13 protein-coding genes are annotated in these 16,093 nt (G+C 46.9%); 6 read left to right on the forward strand and 7 right to left on the reverse strand.

Annotation, left to right across the window (positions count from 1 at the left end):
* Nucleotides 1–5: 5 nt before the first annotated feature.
* From FJU30_RS02350 to FJU30_RS02380, 7 genes are all read right to left on the reverse strand, one after another.
* Nucleotides 6–308, reverse strand: coding sequence for a helix-turn-helix domain-containing protein (locus FJU30_RS02350; protein ID WP_094107105.1), 303 nt, complete (start codon nt 306–308; stop codon nt 6–8).
* A gap of 4 nt (nt 309–312) precedes the next feature.
* Nucleotides 313–666, reverse strand: a complete 354-nt coding sequence (locus FJU30_RS02355) for a type II toxin-antitoxin system RelE/ParE family toxin (RefSeq protein ID WP_150433817.1) — start codon at nt 664–666, stop codon at nt 313–315.
* A gap of 449 nt (nt 667–1,115) precedes the next feature.
* Complete coding sequence (locus FJU30_RS02360; protein WP_150433818.1) at nt 1,116–1,322, reverse strand: helix-turn-helix domain-containing protein; 207 nt, start codon at nt 1,320–1,322, stop codon at nt 1,116–1,118.
* Nucleotides 1,319–1,780 carry a hypothetical protein gene (locus FJU30_RS02365; RefSeq protein ID WP_150433819.1) on the reverse strand — a complete coding sequence of 154 codons (462 nt, stop codon included), beginning with the start codon at nt 1,778–1,780 and terminating at the stop codon, nt 1,319–1,321. The genes FJU30_RS02360 and FJU30_RS02365 overlap by 4 nt, the downstream gene beginning before the upstream one ends.
* Nucleotides 1,781–2,216: 436 nt before the next feature.
* Nucleotides 2,217–3,476 carry a GIY-YIG nuclease family protein gene (locus FJU30_RS02370; RefSeq protein ID WP_150433820.1) on the reverse strand — a complete coding sequence of 420 codons (1,260 nt, stop codon included), beginning with the start codon at nt 3,474–3,476 and terminating at the stop codon, nt 2,217–2,219.
* 1 nt (nt 3,477) lies between these two features.
* Nucleotides 3,478–5,487, reverse strand: coding sequence for a DEAD/DEAH box helicase (locus FJU30_RS02375; protein WP_191091522.1), 2,010 nt, complete (start codon nt 5,485–5,487; stop codon nt 3,478–3,480).
* Complete coding sequence (locus tag FJU30_RS02380) at nt 5,480–8,224, reverse strand: DNA methyltransferase (RefSeq protein ID WP_150433822.1); 2,745 nt, start codon at nt 8,222–8,224, stop codon at nt 5,480–5,482. The genes FJU30_RS02375 and FJU30_RS02380 overlap by 8 nt, the downstream gene beginning before the upstream one ends.
* A 77-nt stretch (nt 8,225–8,301) precedes the next feature.
* Here FJU30_RS02380 and FJU30_RS02385 point away from each other — a divergent pair, with 77 nt between their 5' ends.
* The 6 genes from FJU30_RS02385 (at nt 8,302) to FJU30_RS02410 (ending at nt 16,090) form a co-directional block, all read left to right on the forward strand.
* Complete coding sequence (locus FJU30_RS02385) at nt 8,302–10,923, forward strand: DNA methyltransferase (protein ID WP_150433823.1); 2,622 nt, start codon at nt 8,302–8,304, stop codon at nt 10,921–10,923.
* Nucleotides 10,916–12,925, forward strand: a complete 2,010-nt coding sequence (locus FJU30_RS02390) for a DEAD/DEAH box helicase (RefSeq protein ID WP_191091522.1) — start codon at nt 10,916–10,918, stop codon at nt 12,923–12,925. The genes FJU30_RS02385 and FJU30_RS02390 overlap by 8 nt, the downstream gene beginning before the upstream one ends.
* 1 nt (nt 12,926) lies before the next feature.
* Nucleotides 12,927–14,186 carry a GIY-YIG nuclease family protein gene (locus FJU30_RS02395; RefSeq protein ID WP_150433820.1) on the forward strand — a complete coding sequence of 420 codons (1,260 nt, stop codon included), beginning with the start codon at nt 12,927–12,929 and terminating at the stop codon, nt 14,184–14,186.
* 436 nt (nt 14,187–14,622) lie between these two features.
* The gene (locus FJU30_RS02400; RefSeq protein WP_150433819.1) at nt 14,623–15,084 is read left to right on the forward strand and encodes a hypothetical protein; all 462 of its coding nucleotides are present in this window, start codon (nt 14,623–14,625) and stop codon (nt 15,082–15,084) included.
* Nucleotides 15,081–15,287 (forward strand): helix-turn-helix domain-containing protein, encoded by a 207-nt coding sequence (locus FJU30_RS02405; RefSeq protein WP_150433818.1) that lies wholly within the window; start codon nt 15,081–15,083, stop codon nt 15,285–15,287. The genes FJU30_RS02400 and FJU30_RS02405 overlap by 4 nt, the downstream gene beginning before the upstream one ends.
* A gap of 449 nt (nt 15,288–15,736) precedes the next feature.
* Nucleotides 15,737–16,090 (forward strand): type II toxin-antitoxin system RelE/ParE family toxin, encoded by a 354-nt coding sequence (locus tag FJU30_RS02410; protein WP_150433817.1) that lies wholly within the window; start codon nt 15,737–15,739, stop codon nt 16,088–16,090.
* Nucleotides 16,091–16,093 lie beyond the last annotated feature (3 nt).

Raw genomic sequence — 16,093 nt, forward strand, 5'->3', positions numbered from 1 at the left:
AGTGTTTACAGTACAAATCCGTAGTGAGAACCATCCGGCAGTTCAACATCAAGGCGCAGTTTGCCGCCGGTCGCCTCAACGTAGCGTTTAAGCGTGGACAGTTTCAGGTCGCGGCCCGGTTTTTCCATACCGGCAACGGTAGGCTGCCGGATGCCCAGCGCCTGCGCCATTTCCACCTGCGTTTTTTGCACTATCTCACGCAATTCGGCAAGGTGGATGTTGAGCAGGATGTCCGCCGCCATCGCCTGAGCGTCGGCTACGACTTCCGGTTTTTCATCCGCAAGAAGCTGTTCGAGCGTTCTGCCCATCGCGTTACTCCTTATCATCTAATGTCTTCAGATAATTCGTGAATTCCCGGTCAGCAACCGGGATCATCTGGTCATAAAAACGTTTTTCATTGCCGACCTTGTTACCGCCGCAAAGCAGAATGCCGGTTCGGTAAGGATCGAAGGCGAAAAACACCCGTATCGGATCGCCCCGGCTCTGAACGCGTAGTTCTTTCATGTTACTGTAGCGAGAGCCTTTAATCGTATCGGCATAAGGTCTGGGCAAACCCGGCCCTTTTTGCCGCAGAACGATAAGCGATGCCAGCACGTTGGTTCGATCGATGGTACTGAGTGAACTGAACCAGCTGTCAAATATGTCCGTTGTTTTAATCGTCCACACGGGACCTCCTTATTAATATAGCGTAAAGCCTATATAGGTGCAAAGCGATAATGAAGAGACTGAAGTCGCCCAAGGCGAAATGCATTCCTCTTTACCGGGAAACTAAAGGCGTATTCCGGTCATTCATTACATGTTGTGTAAATGTGTCGTCGCTTTGCGGCGCAGGCCTCAAAAACAGCAGGAAGGTGAAGCAGAGTAGAGAATGACCTTAACCGCAATGCGGTCCGGCATTTTCAAAGGTTGATGCCGGTAAAAGGCGACCATCCTGATACATCAGGCGCTTCTTTCAGGTCATGAAGCATTTTGTGCCGGGGGGATATTACTGCGCGGCAAAAGATGCAGATAAGAGAAAACTGTTTTTCCCTTTTAAAGGATTATTGGTCGATTTTTGGCAATCTGATAAACAGGAAATGGCGCAGAACCCGTATCGGATCTGCGCCGGTGGAACATCAATGGTAGCGAGAAGGCCAGATTTGCTCAGGCGCGACACCCAGCGCTTCAGCAATCAGCCTTTCACCTTTAGGCCAGTGTTTTGTCAGCGCATTCGCCAGCGTGGAAGAAGCCAGCCCCGAGTTACGCGAAACCGCCGCCAGCGACGTTCCCTGCTTTTTCAGCGCCGCAATAATATCGGCGGGATGCCAGTCCTGTTGGTTCATGCGGCCACCTCATCAATGCATTTCACGCCGTCAGCGGTACGTATCCAGCGCGGAGCTTTCAATTCCGCGGCAAAGTAATCAACCAGTTCCGCTAGGAGCCAGCGCAATTGTTCTTCCGCTTGTGGCGGAAACATCCGGCAAAGCAGAAGCTGAGTCAGGATAAAACAGTAATCGCAAAGCGTATCCGCATCTGGGGCAAAACGGGGAGAGTTTGTAGGCAAGGTATCAACGGTCAGGCTGTCTATCAGGTGAGGCGGAATAGGATCGCGCAGGCCCGGTTTCAGCAGCGCAAGACCGGCGGCAAGTCGACCGCAGAGAGCCATCTTCAGTACAGGATCGTAGCTTTCTGCCTGAGTCTCTGCGAGTTTCTCGCAACAATCTGCCAGTACAGTGAAATCCGTGGCGGCGCTAAAAGGAACTGTAAGTAATGGGTGAGTCTGGTTGAGGGTTGTAGCCATAAGGCAGCCTCCAGTATGTGATGTTTAAACCACCACCTAAGAGACCAATCTTACGGGTGGTGGACTGAACGGAGTTGGTCTTACCGGCCATACTGGAACCGGCGCACCTTGCGGTGCCCCCGCCCAGCCCACCATAATTCGGTATAGCTAAGCATACGACATAAAAAAAGACGCAAGGCGCGTCATATGTCGCCAGTATGGTATTCGGGAGACCAATCCCGGCACCTGATTTTGCAGGTGCGGGTAAAAGATACTGCTTTCTGTTAGCAGTAGCAAGTGGGGTTTTTAGAGATAGATCGCAGAAAATAAAAACGTCACAGCAAGTTTTATTCGCCGAAAGTAATGCGAGAAACTTTGCAAAACGCCCTGGAAAAGGTCTTGGTAGTTATTTTTTAATATACTGAATAGGCTTAACGCTCTTCGCTGGGCAACGACCTTATGGCCCAGGATGTTTCGCAACAATTCTCCCAGTCGTATTATCCAGTCGGTACTGCGAAATAGTTCCGTCCACAATGTGCTGGATCACTGCCTGAACGGTAGCCAATGGGACGTTAAACCACTCTCTGGGAGCATAGACCTGACCGTTGTAGCTCTTGAGCGTAATATTGAGACGGCGGGCAGCGAGGAAACCATGTACTAATGCCTCCAGCTTTTGGGCATTGAGGTTAAAGCACTGGCTGGTAGCCACAATCCGGACTGGTGCTTCGAGGAAAGTACGGTCTTTCTCGGCATGCTCAATACGCTGCTCCACGGTTGTTTCGGTAAAGCCAATCTTGTAAAGGCTTTGTTTATAAGGAATAAGCGCGGGGTCTGTACTCGTGGTGGCGAGCACATAAACCAAACCGGTCGGCACCGCAGCATCTGATGGTTGTAACTTCTCGCCTTTGAGTTGTACCTTGCGTCCTTCTTTATCCCTCACCAAACCGTGAGTTAAGGATTGATAGAGCATGTTCATCTCGGTGCCATTCTCAAATATCAGTCGCAGTCGGGCGTTGTAGGTCCGATATTCTTCCAAACGTTCACCAGCACTATGCACATACCCTAGTAACCCATTAAGAATAAAAAAATCGCCTTCAACAATTTTCAATTTATGTGTAAAACGCTCAAGATCAAAAGCCCCATCTTTTAAGCCTTTATGCAGGCTGTGAAACAACGGTTCGAAACGCTGGAAGTCGTGACAAGGCTGGCGCTGAGCAATTTCATCTGGCTGCTCTTTTTTGTCAGCGGAAACATACTGTAAGCTGAAGATGTCAGGTTCCGCAAAATTTAATAAACCGTCCTCGTCGTCGGCAAAAATATCCTCTAAAGAAGTCACCAGTTCTGATTTGTTGGCGTAGGGTATTGGCTCTGGTTCAGCGACTAGTGGGGTTCTGCCATTTTCAATATGATTTGAAACCAGAATCCCCTGGCAATCCAGAATTTGCAACGAAGCGCATATATTGGGGTTTTCTTTAATGATGCGCAATCGTCTTGCCAGACGCTTTTCATCAAGAGACGCGGAGCTGTTTTCAGTTGGCAGACGGCCATGCCGATCGTAAAACGCGACAATTTCAACAAACTGAGTGCCAGCCAAATCGACAGGACCCGTTTTGTGCTTCAGGGGGTGAACATCCAATAGACCAAGATCATCTTCTTCACTGAGGATCTCATCTAATGTTGATTTGGCCGCTAATCGCTTTGTCGATAACCGGATCATTTTACTGCTCCTGATTAGCCAACTTCTGTTGCTTCATTTTGCGGATAAAGGCCAGTGCTTCAGCGTAACGCTTCTCAATCGGGTCGCTGGCATTCAGCGAAGGCTCTCTCTGTTGTTCACGGGTGAACTGCTTAATCTTAGGCCAAAGGATAATTGCCTCTTCTTCGGAGACCTGCGATTGGCTGGCACTTACCGCTTCCTGAATGGTTTTCAGCATAGGCGCAGTTACCGATTTAGAGATAATTTCATAAGCACCATGAAACGGATTTACCGCATCTATCAGGTCTATATCCAGATTGTCAATACAGATGAATTTTTCACCCATTTTCAGGAACTGCTTACCTGCGACACTGCTAACTGACTCTTCTTCAGCATCATTCGCCATGTCCACATTGGCACCCTGCGGCAGGTTTTCCCAATCAACCACGCCCCCTTTCTGAGTGATCAACATACTTTGTAATACCCCCTGGCGTACCTGTTCCTGTTCTTTTTCGGTCAAGTCTGGGTAAAGGGTCTGAATAACTGCTGGCAAAGCCACTTGAGTAATGGTTTCGGGAGGCGTGGTTTCACTGATTGCCTCTTTGACCAACTGCTCGTTAGCCATCAGGGTCGCCATAATTTCATTCTTGTCACTATTTAGAATATCCAACACTTTCGGGGATACCGGTGAGGTTGCGGAATCATGTACGAGCAAAGTATTGGGCGGCAGTGGCCGACCGTCCCATTGAGAACGAGGCTTAAACTGGATGTTGGGAGCTAAGATCTGCTCCATCAATAACGATGTGGTGATCGCCTTAAGCATATTATTGACCGATGCCTTCACATCATCATCCTGTGCATCGGGTTGAGCGATGAGATTGGTAAACTGAGCATGCTTTTTTCCCGTACAATCTCGGGTCGCACGACCAATAATCTGAACAATTTCTGTCAGAGAACTGCGATAGCCAATAGTCAGCACATGTTCACAGTAAGGCCAGTCAAACCCTTCTTTCGCCATGCCTAAGGCGATGATGATGTCCATGTCATCAGCCGCTTTGATATTACGTAAATACGCTTGGATTTTGGGTCGTTCGTTAGGATTATCATCAACCAGATTGGCTAATTTTATCTCACGACCATTTTTCCCCGCAATATGATAAACCCCTGTCAGAGGATCGCGCTTTATCACGTTGCCAAGCACATCGATGATAGAATCAACCTCTCCGTATTTATCTTTGGTCGATTCACCAGAATTGACATTCGGAATATGAATAATCGTTTTTTTGCTGGTATCGAGTACCGTGGGCAATGCATCAATATAACGCCCCTGATAAAAATGATAGCCAATACCCAGGGATTTAAGATACTGATAGCCGTTTAGCTGCTCGTAATAGGTGTATGTCACCTTAGTAAACAGTGCCTCATCCTCAGGCAACAGGATCGGCACGGTATCGCCTCGGAAGTATGAGCCGGTCATGGCAACGATATGCGCCCTCGATTTTTTTATGAGCTCGTCAATAAGATTACCAAGCCGGTTATCACCATCGGCAGAAACATGGTGAAACTCATCAATAGCCACCAGGCAATTATCGAAATCTGTTACTAGTAATTTATCAAAGGCAAAACGCAAGGTCGCATGAGTACATATCAGAATACGTTCTTTGCCGTACATAAAGCGTTGAAAAGCCTGAACCTTGCCCGCTTCCCCGCCATCCACACACAGATTGTTCTCGGATTTAACATTCCAGTCAGCAAAAAAACCTTTTCCAGTTAAACAAGTGTCCTGAAAAGAACCGCCGATAGACTTTTCCGGGACGGCGACAATCACTTTACGCACTCTCTGATTTTCCAGCTTATCCAGCCCCAGAAACATCAACGCACGCGATTTCCCCGAAGCCGGAGGAGACTTGATCAACAGATACTGGCTGTTGCGTTCAGCAAAAGCACGGGCCTGCATTTCACGCATCCCCATCGAATTAAGGCTGGTACTTTGGCCTGTTTGACCATACTTAACATGCAATAAGTTATTCATTATGGTTTCCTGCGTTGGACGGTGTTGTGGTCTTTCTTGGTTTAGCCTGAGTCGCTGTCAGTTTTTGTGTAAGTGCTTCATAGCGTGCCAGCAGGCAGCTTAAGCGGTCGGCTGCATCTTTGAATGGGCGCTCACGGTAAAGTCGATCCACCGCTGTATCGAGGGCCTGATGAGCAGCCAACAGCTTTGGCGGCATCTTGTCGGGATCATAGAGTTCAGCGAGTGTACGTCCTGGGAATTCTTCACGGATTAAAATCACGTCTTCGGCAAGTATCTCGATTTGTTTACGTTGTATGGTGGTAACTTCAGGCCAAGGAAAGGGGTTGTAGACAACAGACGAAGAATAGCTATAACGACTTTCAAGACGACCAGTCACTAATCTCATCCAGTCATTATGCATTAGAGAAGAAAGTATTCCGAATTCATATAGTGAACCACCAGGAATTATATAATTCCTGTTTGTAGAAATAACATCTGCATTAAAAAAACCAAGAGGAACATAAATACGGCGCTCCGATGATACACTGGGAACCAAGATATAGTTACCAGATAAAGGCTGGCTTACCTGTATAAATACATGCGGTTTATTTGCCATTTTCAGTGCTGCCGGATGACCTGCTTTTAACCTTAAAGCCCTTACAGCATCTGTTCTTCTATGTACTTCTGGCATTCCTTGCAAATCATCCTCTGTCGCATCAACCAGCCATAGACACCAGCGTTCCTTTCCGTTTAAAAACTCATCAGCTCCCAAAACCCTTTTAATCCAGCGTTCAGCCTGAGGTTCTTTTTTTAATAATAAATCTCGCTCTGGCTTGCTTAATAATAAGTGACCACCATCGGTAGGCTTATTCCCAAACAATAAAGCCGGCACAGTATTAATTAATGGTTTATTGGTTGCATAAATAGCAAGATTACTACCCTCAACCAAATAAGGACTGATATTACTAACTAACTTACAATGCCATTCACCATCCACTCTCTGATATAATTTCCGTGTTTTCACCTGAGCGGATAGACCAATAATAATGACATGAACAGCAGCTTTATCTCTGGCATTATTTGCCCATGTAAAAGTTGGGTAAGCAAAATGGATATTCAACCCAAGGGCAAAAATTGGCGGCCATAGCGTCGCTACTTGTTCTCCCTGACAAATGGAATTAGTTGCCACCAGTGCCAGTTCAGCACGGGAATTCTGAATATATTGAGCTCCTTTCCAGAACCAACAAGCAACATAATCAAGATAGCCTAACGCCTTAAAACCGCTAAAAATAGCATGCATATCTGATTTCTGATCTTCTGTACGACCAATAGTACCCAAAAACGGCGGATTACCAATTACGTAAACTTCGTCATCAACTTGTTTGGGACAGATCTGATGCCAGTCAAGACGTAAGCTGTTGCCACTATGAATATTGCCGCTTTCACGTAACGGCAATGCCGGTGGCGCAAAACCAAACGCTTTTTCCCACTGGCTATTTACCTGGTGTTCCGCCAGCCAGAGGGATAACCGAGCAATCTGGCAGGCGAAATCATCAATCTCAATACCGTAAAACTGTGATAGGTGAAGACCACTCATTGAAAATGTTTGAGGTTCCAGCTCACGAAGAGCCTCAATCACTTCAATTTCCAGATTGCGTAACGCTTTGTAGGCCACAATCAGGAAATTACCAGATCCACATGCAGGATCGAATACTTTGATCTTGCCGAGTCGCACTAGTAACGCTTTAAGCCCCTTGGCATTGTTACGCTGTTTATCCAACTCAACGCGTAACGGATCAAGAAACAGGGGCTGAATCACCTTCATGATATTGCGATATGAGGTGTAGTGCTGCCCTAAGCGGCTGCGCTGCTCCACATCAATCACGGCCTGGAACATGCTGCCGAAAATGTCTGGGTTAATCTCACTCCAGTTCATGGTGCCGCATTCGAGTAAGATCTTGCGCCCTTTTTTTCCCAGTTCGGGAACCGGTTCATCGCTGGCAAACAATCCACCATTTACATACGGAAATGCTGCCAGATGGGCGGGTAGCCTTTGCCGTTGAAGGCTGTCAGGCTTCTCATCTAACACACCAAATAACTGATAAAGAAATGCATCCAGATCGCTGCCATCTTCTTCGGTAAAACCTTTGACAGCAGACGTAAACTGGGAGAGGGCAAAAATACCGGTGTCTTCGGCAAAAAGACAAAATAACAAGCGAGTCAGGAAGACGTTAAGGGCGTGAATATCTTCAGACTTGCTGAGGTCATTGCGAACTCGGATGAGGTCAAACAATCTCCCCATCTTCTCGGCGGCCTTCACATCAGCAGGGTTTTCACTGCTAATAATGGCTTTCTCAAGGCCCACTAACGGCAAAAAGAAACCGTAGTTGCTATGTAACTCGTCCATTTCAACATCGAGCCGCTCTTTGCTCGCAGTATCCCAAGCCAGAAAGCGAGTAAAATCAGTGACCAGCACGAAGCGGATCTTGTTTTTAGCTATTACCGGGTCATCAACACACTGATTTAGCAGAGTCTCAAGATCTTCTCCCTCCACAGCAGACTGAAACCAGAGTTTGTTCTTAATACCGACCTGACCAGGCTCTTTAGCGATGTTACGGCTACTGCCCTGACGCACCTGTGTAATCGTTGATTTAGGAAAATCAAAAGCGGCCATAAAACCATAAATGAATTCATCACGATTCAGCTCGTGGGTTATCTGTTCAAGCTGCTCGAAAATCCTCGCCTGATTAACTGCCATACATGATCCTTCAGAATGCATAACTTGTTTTTTGTCATCACTATATACCGTTTGTGGTTAAACCAACGATTACACAGGTGCGTCAGGGCAGTAGCCGTAACATCGCTAAAGAGCCTGGTCAGGTCGGTATTAAGAACAAACTCTGGTTTCAGTCTGCTGTGGAGGGAGAAGATCTTGAGACTCTGCTAAATCAGTGTGTTGATGACCCGGTAATAGCTAAAAACAAGATCCGCTTCGTGCTGGTCACTGATTTTACTCGCTTTCTGGCTTGGGATACTGCGAGCAAAGAGCGGCTCGATGTTGAAATGGACGAGTTACATAGCAACTACGGTTTCTTTTTGCCGTTAGTGGGCCTTGAGAAAGCCATTATTAGCAGTGAAAACCCTGCTGATGTGAAGGCCGCCGAGAAGATGGGGAGATTGTTTGACCTCATCCGAGTTCGCAATGACCTCAGCAAGTCTGAAGATATTCACGCCCTTAACGTCTTCCTGACTCGCTTGTTATTTTGTCTTTTTGCCGAAGACACCGGTATTTTTGCCCTCTCCCAGTTTACGTCTGCTGTCAAAGGTTTTACCGAAGAAGATGGCAGCGATCTGGATGCATTTCTTTATCAGTTATTTGGTGTGTTAGATGAGAAGCCTGACAGCCTTCAACGGCAAAGGCTACCCGCCCATCTGGCAGCATTTCCGTATGTAAATGGTGGATTGTTTGCCAGCGATGAACCGGTTCCCGAACTGGGAAAAAAAGGGCGCAAGATCTTACTCGAATGCGGCACCATGAACTGGAGTGAGATTAACCCAGACATTTTCGGCAGCATGTTCCAGGCCGTGATTGATGTGGAGCAGCGCAGCCGCTTAGGGCAGCACTACACCTCATATCGCAATATCATGAAGGTGATTCAGCCCCTGTTTCTTGATCCGTTACGCGTTGAGTTGGATAAACAGCGTAACAATGCCAAGGGGCTTAAAGCGTTACTAGTGCGACTCGGCAAGATCAAAGTATTCGATCCTGCATGTGGATCTGGTAATTTCCTGATTGTGGCCTACAAAGCGTTACGCAATCTGGAAATTGAAGTGATTGAGGCTCTTCGTGAGCTGGAACCTCAAACATTTTCAATGAGTGGTCTTCACCTATCACAGTTTTACGGTATTGAGATTGATGATTTCGCCTGCCAGATTGCTCGGTTATCCCTCTGGCTGGCGGAACACCAGGTAAATAGCCAGTGGGAAAAAGCGTTTGGTTTTGCGCCACCGGCATTGCCGTTACGTGAAAGCGGCAATATTCATAGTGGCAACAGCTTACGTCTTGACTGGCATCAGATCTGTCCCAAACAAGTTGATGACGAAGTTTACGTAATTGGTAATCCGCCGTTTTTGGGTACTATTGGTCGTACAGAAGATCAGAAATCAGATATGCATGCTATTTTTAGCGGTTTTAAGGCGTTAGGCTATCTTGATTATGTTGCTTGTTGGTTCTGGAAAGGAGCTCAATATATTCAGAATTCCCGTGCTGAACTGGCACTGGTGGCAACTAATTCCATTTGTCAGGGAGAACAAGTAGCGACGCTATGGCCGCCAATTTTTGCCCTTGGGTTGAATATCCATTTTGCTTACCCAACTTTTACATGGGCAAATAATGCCAGAGATAAAGCTGCTGTTCATGTCATTATTATTGGTCTATCCGCTCAGGTGAAAACACGGAAATTATATCAGAGAGTGGATGGTGAATGGCATTGTAAGTTAGTTAGTAATATCAGTCCTTATTTGGTTGAGGGTAGTAATCTTGCTATTTATGCAACCAATAAACCATTAATTAATACTGTGCCGGCTTTATTGTTTGGGAATAAGCCTACCGATGGTGGTCACTTATTATTAAGCAAGCCAGAGCGAGATTTATTATTAAAAAAAGAACCTCAGGCTGAACGCTGGATTAAAAGGGTTTTGGGAGCTGATGAGTTTTTAAACGGAAAGGAACGCTGGTGTCTATGGCTGGTTGATGCGACAGAGGATGATTTGCAAGGAATGCCAGAAGTACATAGAAGAACAGATGCTGTAAGGGCTTTAAGGTTAAAAGCAGGTCATCCGGCAGCACTGAAAATGGCAAATAAACCGCATGTATTTATACAGGTAAGCCAGCCTTTATCTGGTAACTATATCTTGGTTCCCAGTGTATCATCGGAGCGCCGTATTTATGTTCCTCTTGGTTTTTTTAATGCAGATGTTATTTCTACAAACAGGAATTATATAATTCCTGGTGGTTCACTATATGAATTCGGAATACTTTCTTCTCTAATGCATAATGACTGGATGAGATTAGTGACTGGTCGTCTTGAAAGTCGTTATAGCTATTCTTCGTCTGTTGTCTACAACCCCTTTCCTTGGCCTGAAGTTACCACCATACAACGTAAACAAATCGAGATACTTGCCGAAGACGTGATTTTAATCCGTGAAGAATTCCCAGGACGTACACTCGCTGAACTCTATGATCCCGACAAGATGCCGCCAAAGCTGTTGGCTGCTCATCAGGCCCTCGATACAGCGGTGGATCGACTTTACCGTGAGCGCCCATTCAAAGATGCAGCCGACCGCTTAAGCTGCCTGCTGGCACGCTATGAAGCACTTACACAAAAACTGACAGCGACTCAGGCTAAACCAAGAAAGACCACAACACCGTCCAACGCAGGAAACCATAATGAATAACTTATTGCATGTTAAGTATGGTCAAACAGGCCAAAGTACCAGCCTTAATTCGATGGGGATGCGTGAAATGCAGGCCCGTGCTTTTGCTGAACGCAACAGCCAGTATCTGTTGATCAAGTCTCCTCCGGCTTCGGGGAAATCGCGTGCGTTGATGTTTCTGGGGCTGGATAAGCTGGAAAATCAGAGAGTGCGTAAAGTGATTGTCGCCGTCCCGGAAAAGTCTATCGGCGGTTCTTTTCAGGACACTTGTTTAACTGGAAAAGGTTTTTTTGCTGACTGGAATGTTAAATCCGAGAACAATCTGTGTGTGGATGGCGGGGAAGCGGGCAAGGTTCAGGCTTTTCAACGCTTTATGTACGGCAAAGAACGTATTCTGATATGTACTCATGCGACCTTGCGTTTTGCCTTTGATAAATTACTAGTAACAGATTTCGATAATTGCCTGGTGGCTATTGATGAGTTTCACCATGTTTCTGCCGATGGTGATAACCGGCTTGGTAATCTTATTGACGAGCTCATAAAAAAATCGAGGGCGCATATCGTTGCCATGACCGGCTCATACTTCCGAGGCGATACCGTGCCGATCCTGTTGCCTGAGGATGAGGCACTGTTTACTAAGGTGACATACACCTATTACGAGCAGCTAAACGGCTATCAGTATCTTAAATCCCTGGGTATTGGCTATCATTTTTATCAGGGGCGTTATATTGATGCATTGCCCACGGTACTCGATACCAGCAAAAAAACGATTATTCATATTCCGAATGTCAATTCTGGTGAATCGACCAAAGATAAATACGGAGAGGTTGATTCTATCATCGATGTGCTTGGCAACGTGATAAAGCGCGATCCTCTGACAGGGGTTTATCATATTGCGGGGAAAAATGGTCGTGAGATAAAATTAGCCAATCTGGTTGATGATAATCCTAACGAACGACCCAAAATCCAAGCGTATTTACGTAATATCAAAGCGGCTGATGACATGGACATCATCATCGCCTTAGGCATGGCGAAAGAAGGGTTTGACTGGCCTTACTGTGAACATGTGCTGACTATTGGCTATCGCAGTTCTCTGACAGAAATTGTTCAGATTATTGGTCGTGCGACCCGAGATTGTACGGGAAAAAAGCATGCTCAGTTTACCAATCTCATCGCTCAACCCGATGCACAGGATGATGATGTGAAGGCATCGGTCAATAATATGCTTAAGGCGATCACCACATCGTTATTGATGGAGCAGATCTTAGCTCCCAACATCCAGTTTAAGCCTCGTTCTCAATGGGACGGTCGGCCACTGCCGCCCAATACTTTGCTCGTACATGATTCCGCAACCTCACCGGTATCCCCGAAAGTGTTGGATATTCTAAATAGTGACAAGAATGAAATTATGGCGACCCTGATGGCTAACGAGCAGTTGGTCAAAGAGGCAATCAGTGAAACCACGCCTCCCGAAACCATTACTCAAGTGGCTTTGCCAGCAGTTATTCAGACCCTTTACCCAGACTTGACCGAAAAAGAACAGGAACAGGTACGCCAGGGGGTATTACAAAGTATGTTGATCACTCAGAAAGGGGGCGTGGTTGATTGGGAAAACCTGCCGCAGGGTGCCAATGTGGACATGGCGAATGATGCTGAAGAAGAGTCAGTTAGCAGTGTCGCAGGTAAGCAGTTCCTGAAAATGGGTGAAAAATTCATCTGTATTGACAATCTGGATATAGACCTGATAGATGCGGTAAATCCGTTTCATGGTGCTTATGAAATTATCTCTAAATCGGTAACTGCGCCTATGCTGAAAACCATTCAGGAAGCGGTAAGTGCCAGCCAATCGCAGGTCTCCGAAGAAGAGGCAATTATCCTTTGGCCTAAGATTAAGCAGTTCACCCGTGAACAACAGAGAGAGCCTTCGCTGAATGCCAGCGACCCGATTGAGAAGCGTTACGCTGAAGCACTGGCCTTTATCCGCAAAATGAAGCAACAGAAGTTGGCTAATCAGGAGCAGTAAAATGATCCGGTTATCGACAAAGCGATTAGCGGCCAAATCAACATTAGATGAGATCCTCAGTGAAGAAGATGATCTTGGTCTATTGGATGTTCACCCCCTGAAGCACAAAACGGGTCCTGTCGATTTGGCTGGCACTCAGTTTGTTGAAATTGTCGCGTTTTACGATCGGCATGGCCGTCTGCCAACTGAAAACAGCTCCGCGTCTCTTGATGAAAAGCGTCTGGCAAGACGATTGCGCATCATTAAAGAAAACCCCAATATATGCGCTTCGTTGCAAATTCTGGATTGCCAGGGGATTCTGGTTTCAAATCATATTGAAAATGGCAGAACCCCACTAGTCGCTGAACCAGAGCCAATACCCTACGCCAACAAATCAGAACTGGTGACTTCTTTAGAGGATATTTTTGCCGACGACGAGGACGGTTTATTAAATTTTGCGGAACCTGACATCTTCAGCTTACAGTATGTTTCCGCTGACAAAAAAGAGCAGCCAGATGAAATTGCTCAGCGCCAGCCTTGTCACGACTTCCAGCGTTTCGAACCGTTGTTTCACAGCCTGCATAAAGGCTTAAAAGATGGGGCTTTTGATCTTGAGCGTTTTACACATAAATTGAAAATTGTTGAAGGCGATTTTTTTATTCTTAATGGGTTACTAGGGTATGTGCATAGTGCTGGTGAACGTTTGGAAGAATATCGGACCTACAACGCCCGACTGCGACTGATATTTGAGAATGGCACCGAGATGAACATGCTCTATCAATCCTTAACTCACGGTTTGGTGAGGGATAAAGAAGGACGCAAGGTACAACTCAAAGGCGAGAAGTTACAACCATCAGATGCTGCGGTGCCGACCGGTTTGGTTTATGTGCTCGCCACCACGAGTACAGACCCCGCGCTTATTCCTTATAAACAAAGCCTTTACAAGATTGGCTTTACCGAAACAACCGTGGAGCAGCGTATTGAGCATGCCGAGAAAGACCGTACTTTCCTCGAAGCACCAGTCCGGATTGTGGCTACCAGCCAGTGCTTTAACCTCAATGCCCAAAAGCTGGAGGCATTAGTACATGGTTTCCTCGCTGCCCGCCGTCTCAATATTACGCTCAAGAGCTACAACGGTCAGGTCTATGCTCCCAGAGAGTGGTTTAACGTCCCATTGGCTACCGTTCAGGCAGTGATCCAGCACATTGTGGACGGAACTATTTCGCAGTACCGACTGGATAATACGACTGGGAGAATTGTTGCGAAACATCCTGGGCCATAAGGTCGTTGCCCAGCGAAGAGCGTTAAGCCTATTCAGTATATTAAAAAATAACTACCAAGACCTTTTCCAGGGCGTTTTGCAAAGTTTCTCGCATTACTTTCGGCGAATAAAACTTGCTGTGACGTTTTTATTTTCTGCGATCTATCTCTAAAAACCCCACTTGCTACTGCTAACAGAAAGCAGTATCTTTTACCCGCACCTGCAAAATCAGGTGCCGGGATTGGTCTCCCGAATACCATACTGGCGACATATGACGCGCCTTGCGTCTTTTTTTATGTCGTATGCTTAGCTATACCGAATTATGGTGGGCTGGGCGGGGGCACCGCAAGGTGCGCCGGTTCCAGTATGGCCGGTAAGACCAACTCCGTTCAGTCCACCACCCGTAAGATTGGTCTCTTAGGTGGTGGTTTAAACATCACATACTGGAGGCTGCCTTATGGCTACAACCCTCAACCAGACTCACCCATTACTTACAGTTCCTTTTAGCGCCGCCACGGATTTCACTGTACTGGCAGATTGTTGCGAGAAACTCGCAGAGACTCAGGCAGAAAGCTACGATCCTGTACTGAAGATGGCTCTCTGCGGTCGACTTGCCGCCGGTCTTGCGCTGCTGAAACCGGGCCTGCGCGATCCTATTCCGCCTCACCTGATAGACAGCCTGACCGTTGATACCTTGCCTACAAACTCTCCCCGTTTTGCCCCAGATGCGGATACGCTTTGCGATTACTGTTTTATCCTGACTCAGCTTCTGCTTTGCCGGATGTTTCCGCCACAAGCGGAAGAACAATTGCGCTGGCTCCTAGCGGAACTGGTTGATTACTTTGCCGCGGAATTGAAAGCTCCGCGCTGGATACGTACCGCTGACGGCGTGAAATGCATTGATGAGGTGGCCGCATGAACCAACAGGACTGGCATCCCGCCGATATTATTGCGGCGCTGAAAAAGCAGGGAACGTCGCTGGCGGCGGTTTCGCGTAACTCGGGGCTGGCTTCTTCCACGCTGGCGAATGCGCTGACAAAACACTGGCCTAAAGGTGAAAGGCTGATTGCTGAAGCGCTGGGTGTCGCGCCTGAGCAAATCTGGCCTTCTCGCTACCATTGATGTTCCACCGGCGCAGATCCGATACGGGTTCTGCGCCATTTCCTGTTTATCAGATTGCCAAAAATCGACCAATAATCCTTTAAAAGGGAAAAACAGTTTTCTCTTATCTGCATCTTTTGCCGCGCAGTAATATCCCCCCGGCACAAAATGCTTCATGACCTGAAAGAAGCGCCTGATGTATCAGGATGGTCGCCTTTTACCGGCATCAACCTTTGAAAATGCCGGACCGCATTGCGGTTAAGGTCATTCTCTACTCTGCTTCACCTTCCTGCTGTTTTTGAGGCCTGCGCCGCAAAGCGACGACACATTTACACAACATGTAATGAATGACCGGAATACGCCTTTAGTTTCCCGGTAAAGAGGAATGCATTTCGCCTTGGGCGACTTCAGTCTCTTCATTATCGCTTTGCACCTATATAGGCTTTACGCTATATTAATAAGGAGGTCCCGTGTGGACGATTAAAACAACGGACATATTTGACAGCTGGTTCAGTTCACTCAGTACCATCGATCGAACCAACGTGCTGGCATCGCTTATCGTTCTGCGGCAAAAAGGGCCGGGTTTGCCCAGACCTTATGCCGATACGATTAAAGGCTCTCGCTACAGTAACATGAAAGAACTACGCGTTCAGAGCCGGGGCGATCCGATACGGGTGTTTTTCGCCTTCGATCCTTACCGAACCGGCATTCTGCTTTGCGGCGGTAACAAGGTCGGCAATGAAAAACGTTTTTATGACCAGATGATCCCGGTTGCTGACCGGGAATTCACGAATTATCTGAAGACATTAGATGATAAGGAGTAACGC

The sequence above is a fragment of the Affinibrenneria salicis genome (assembly GCF_008710095.1).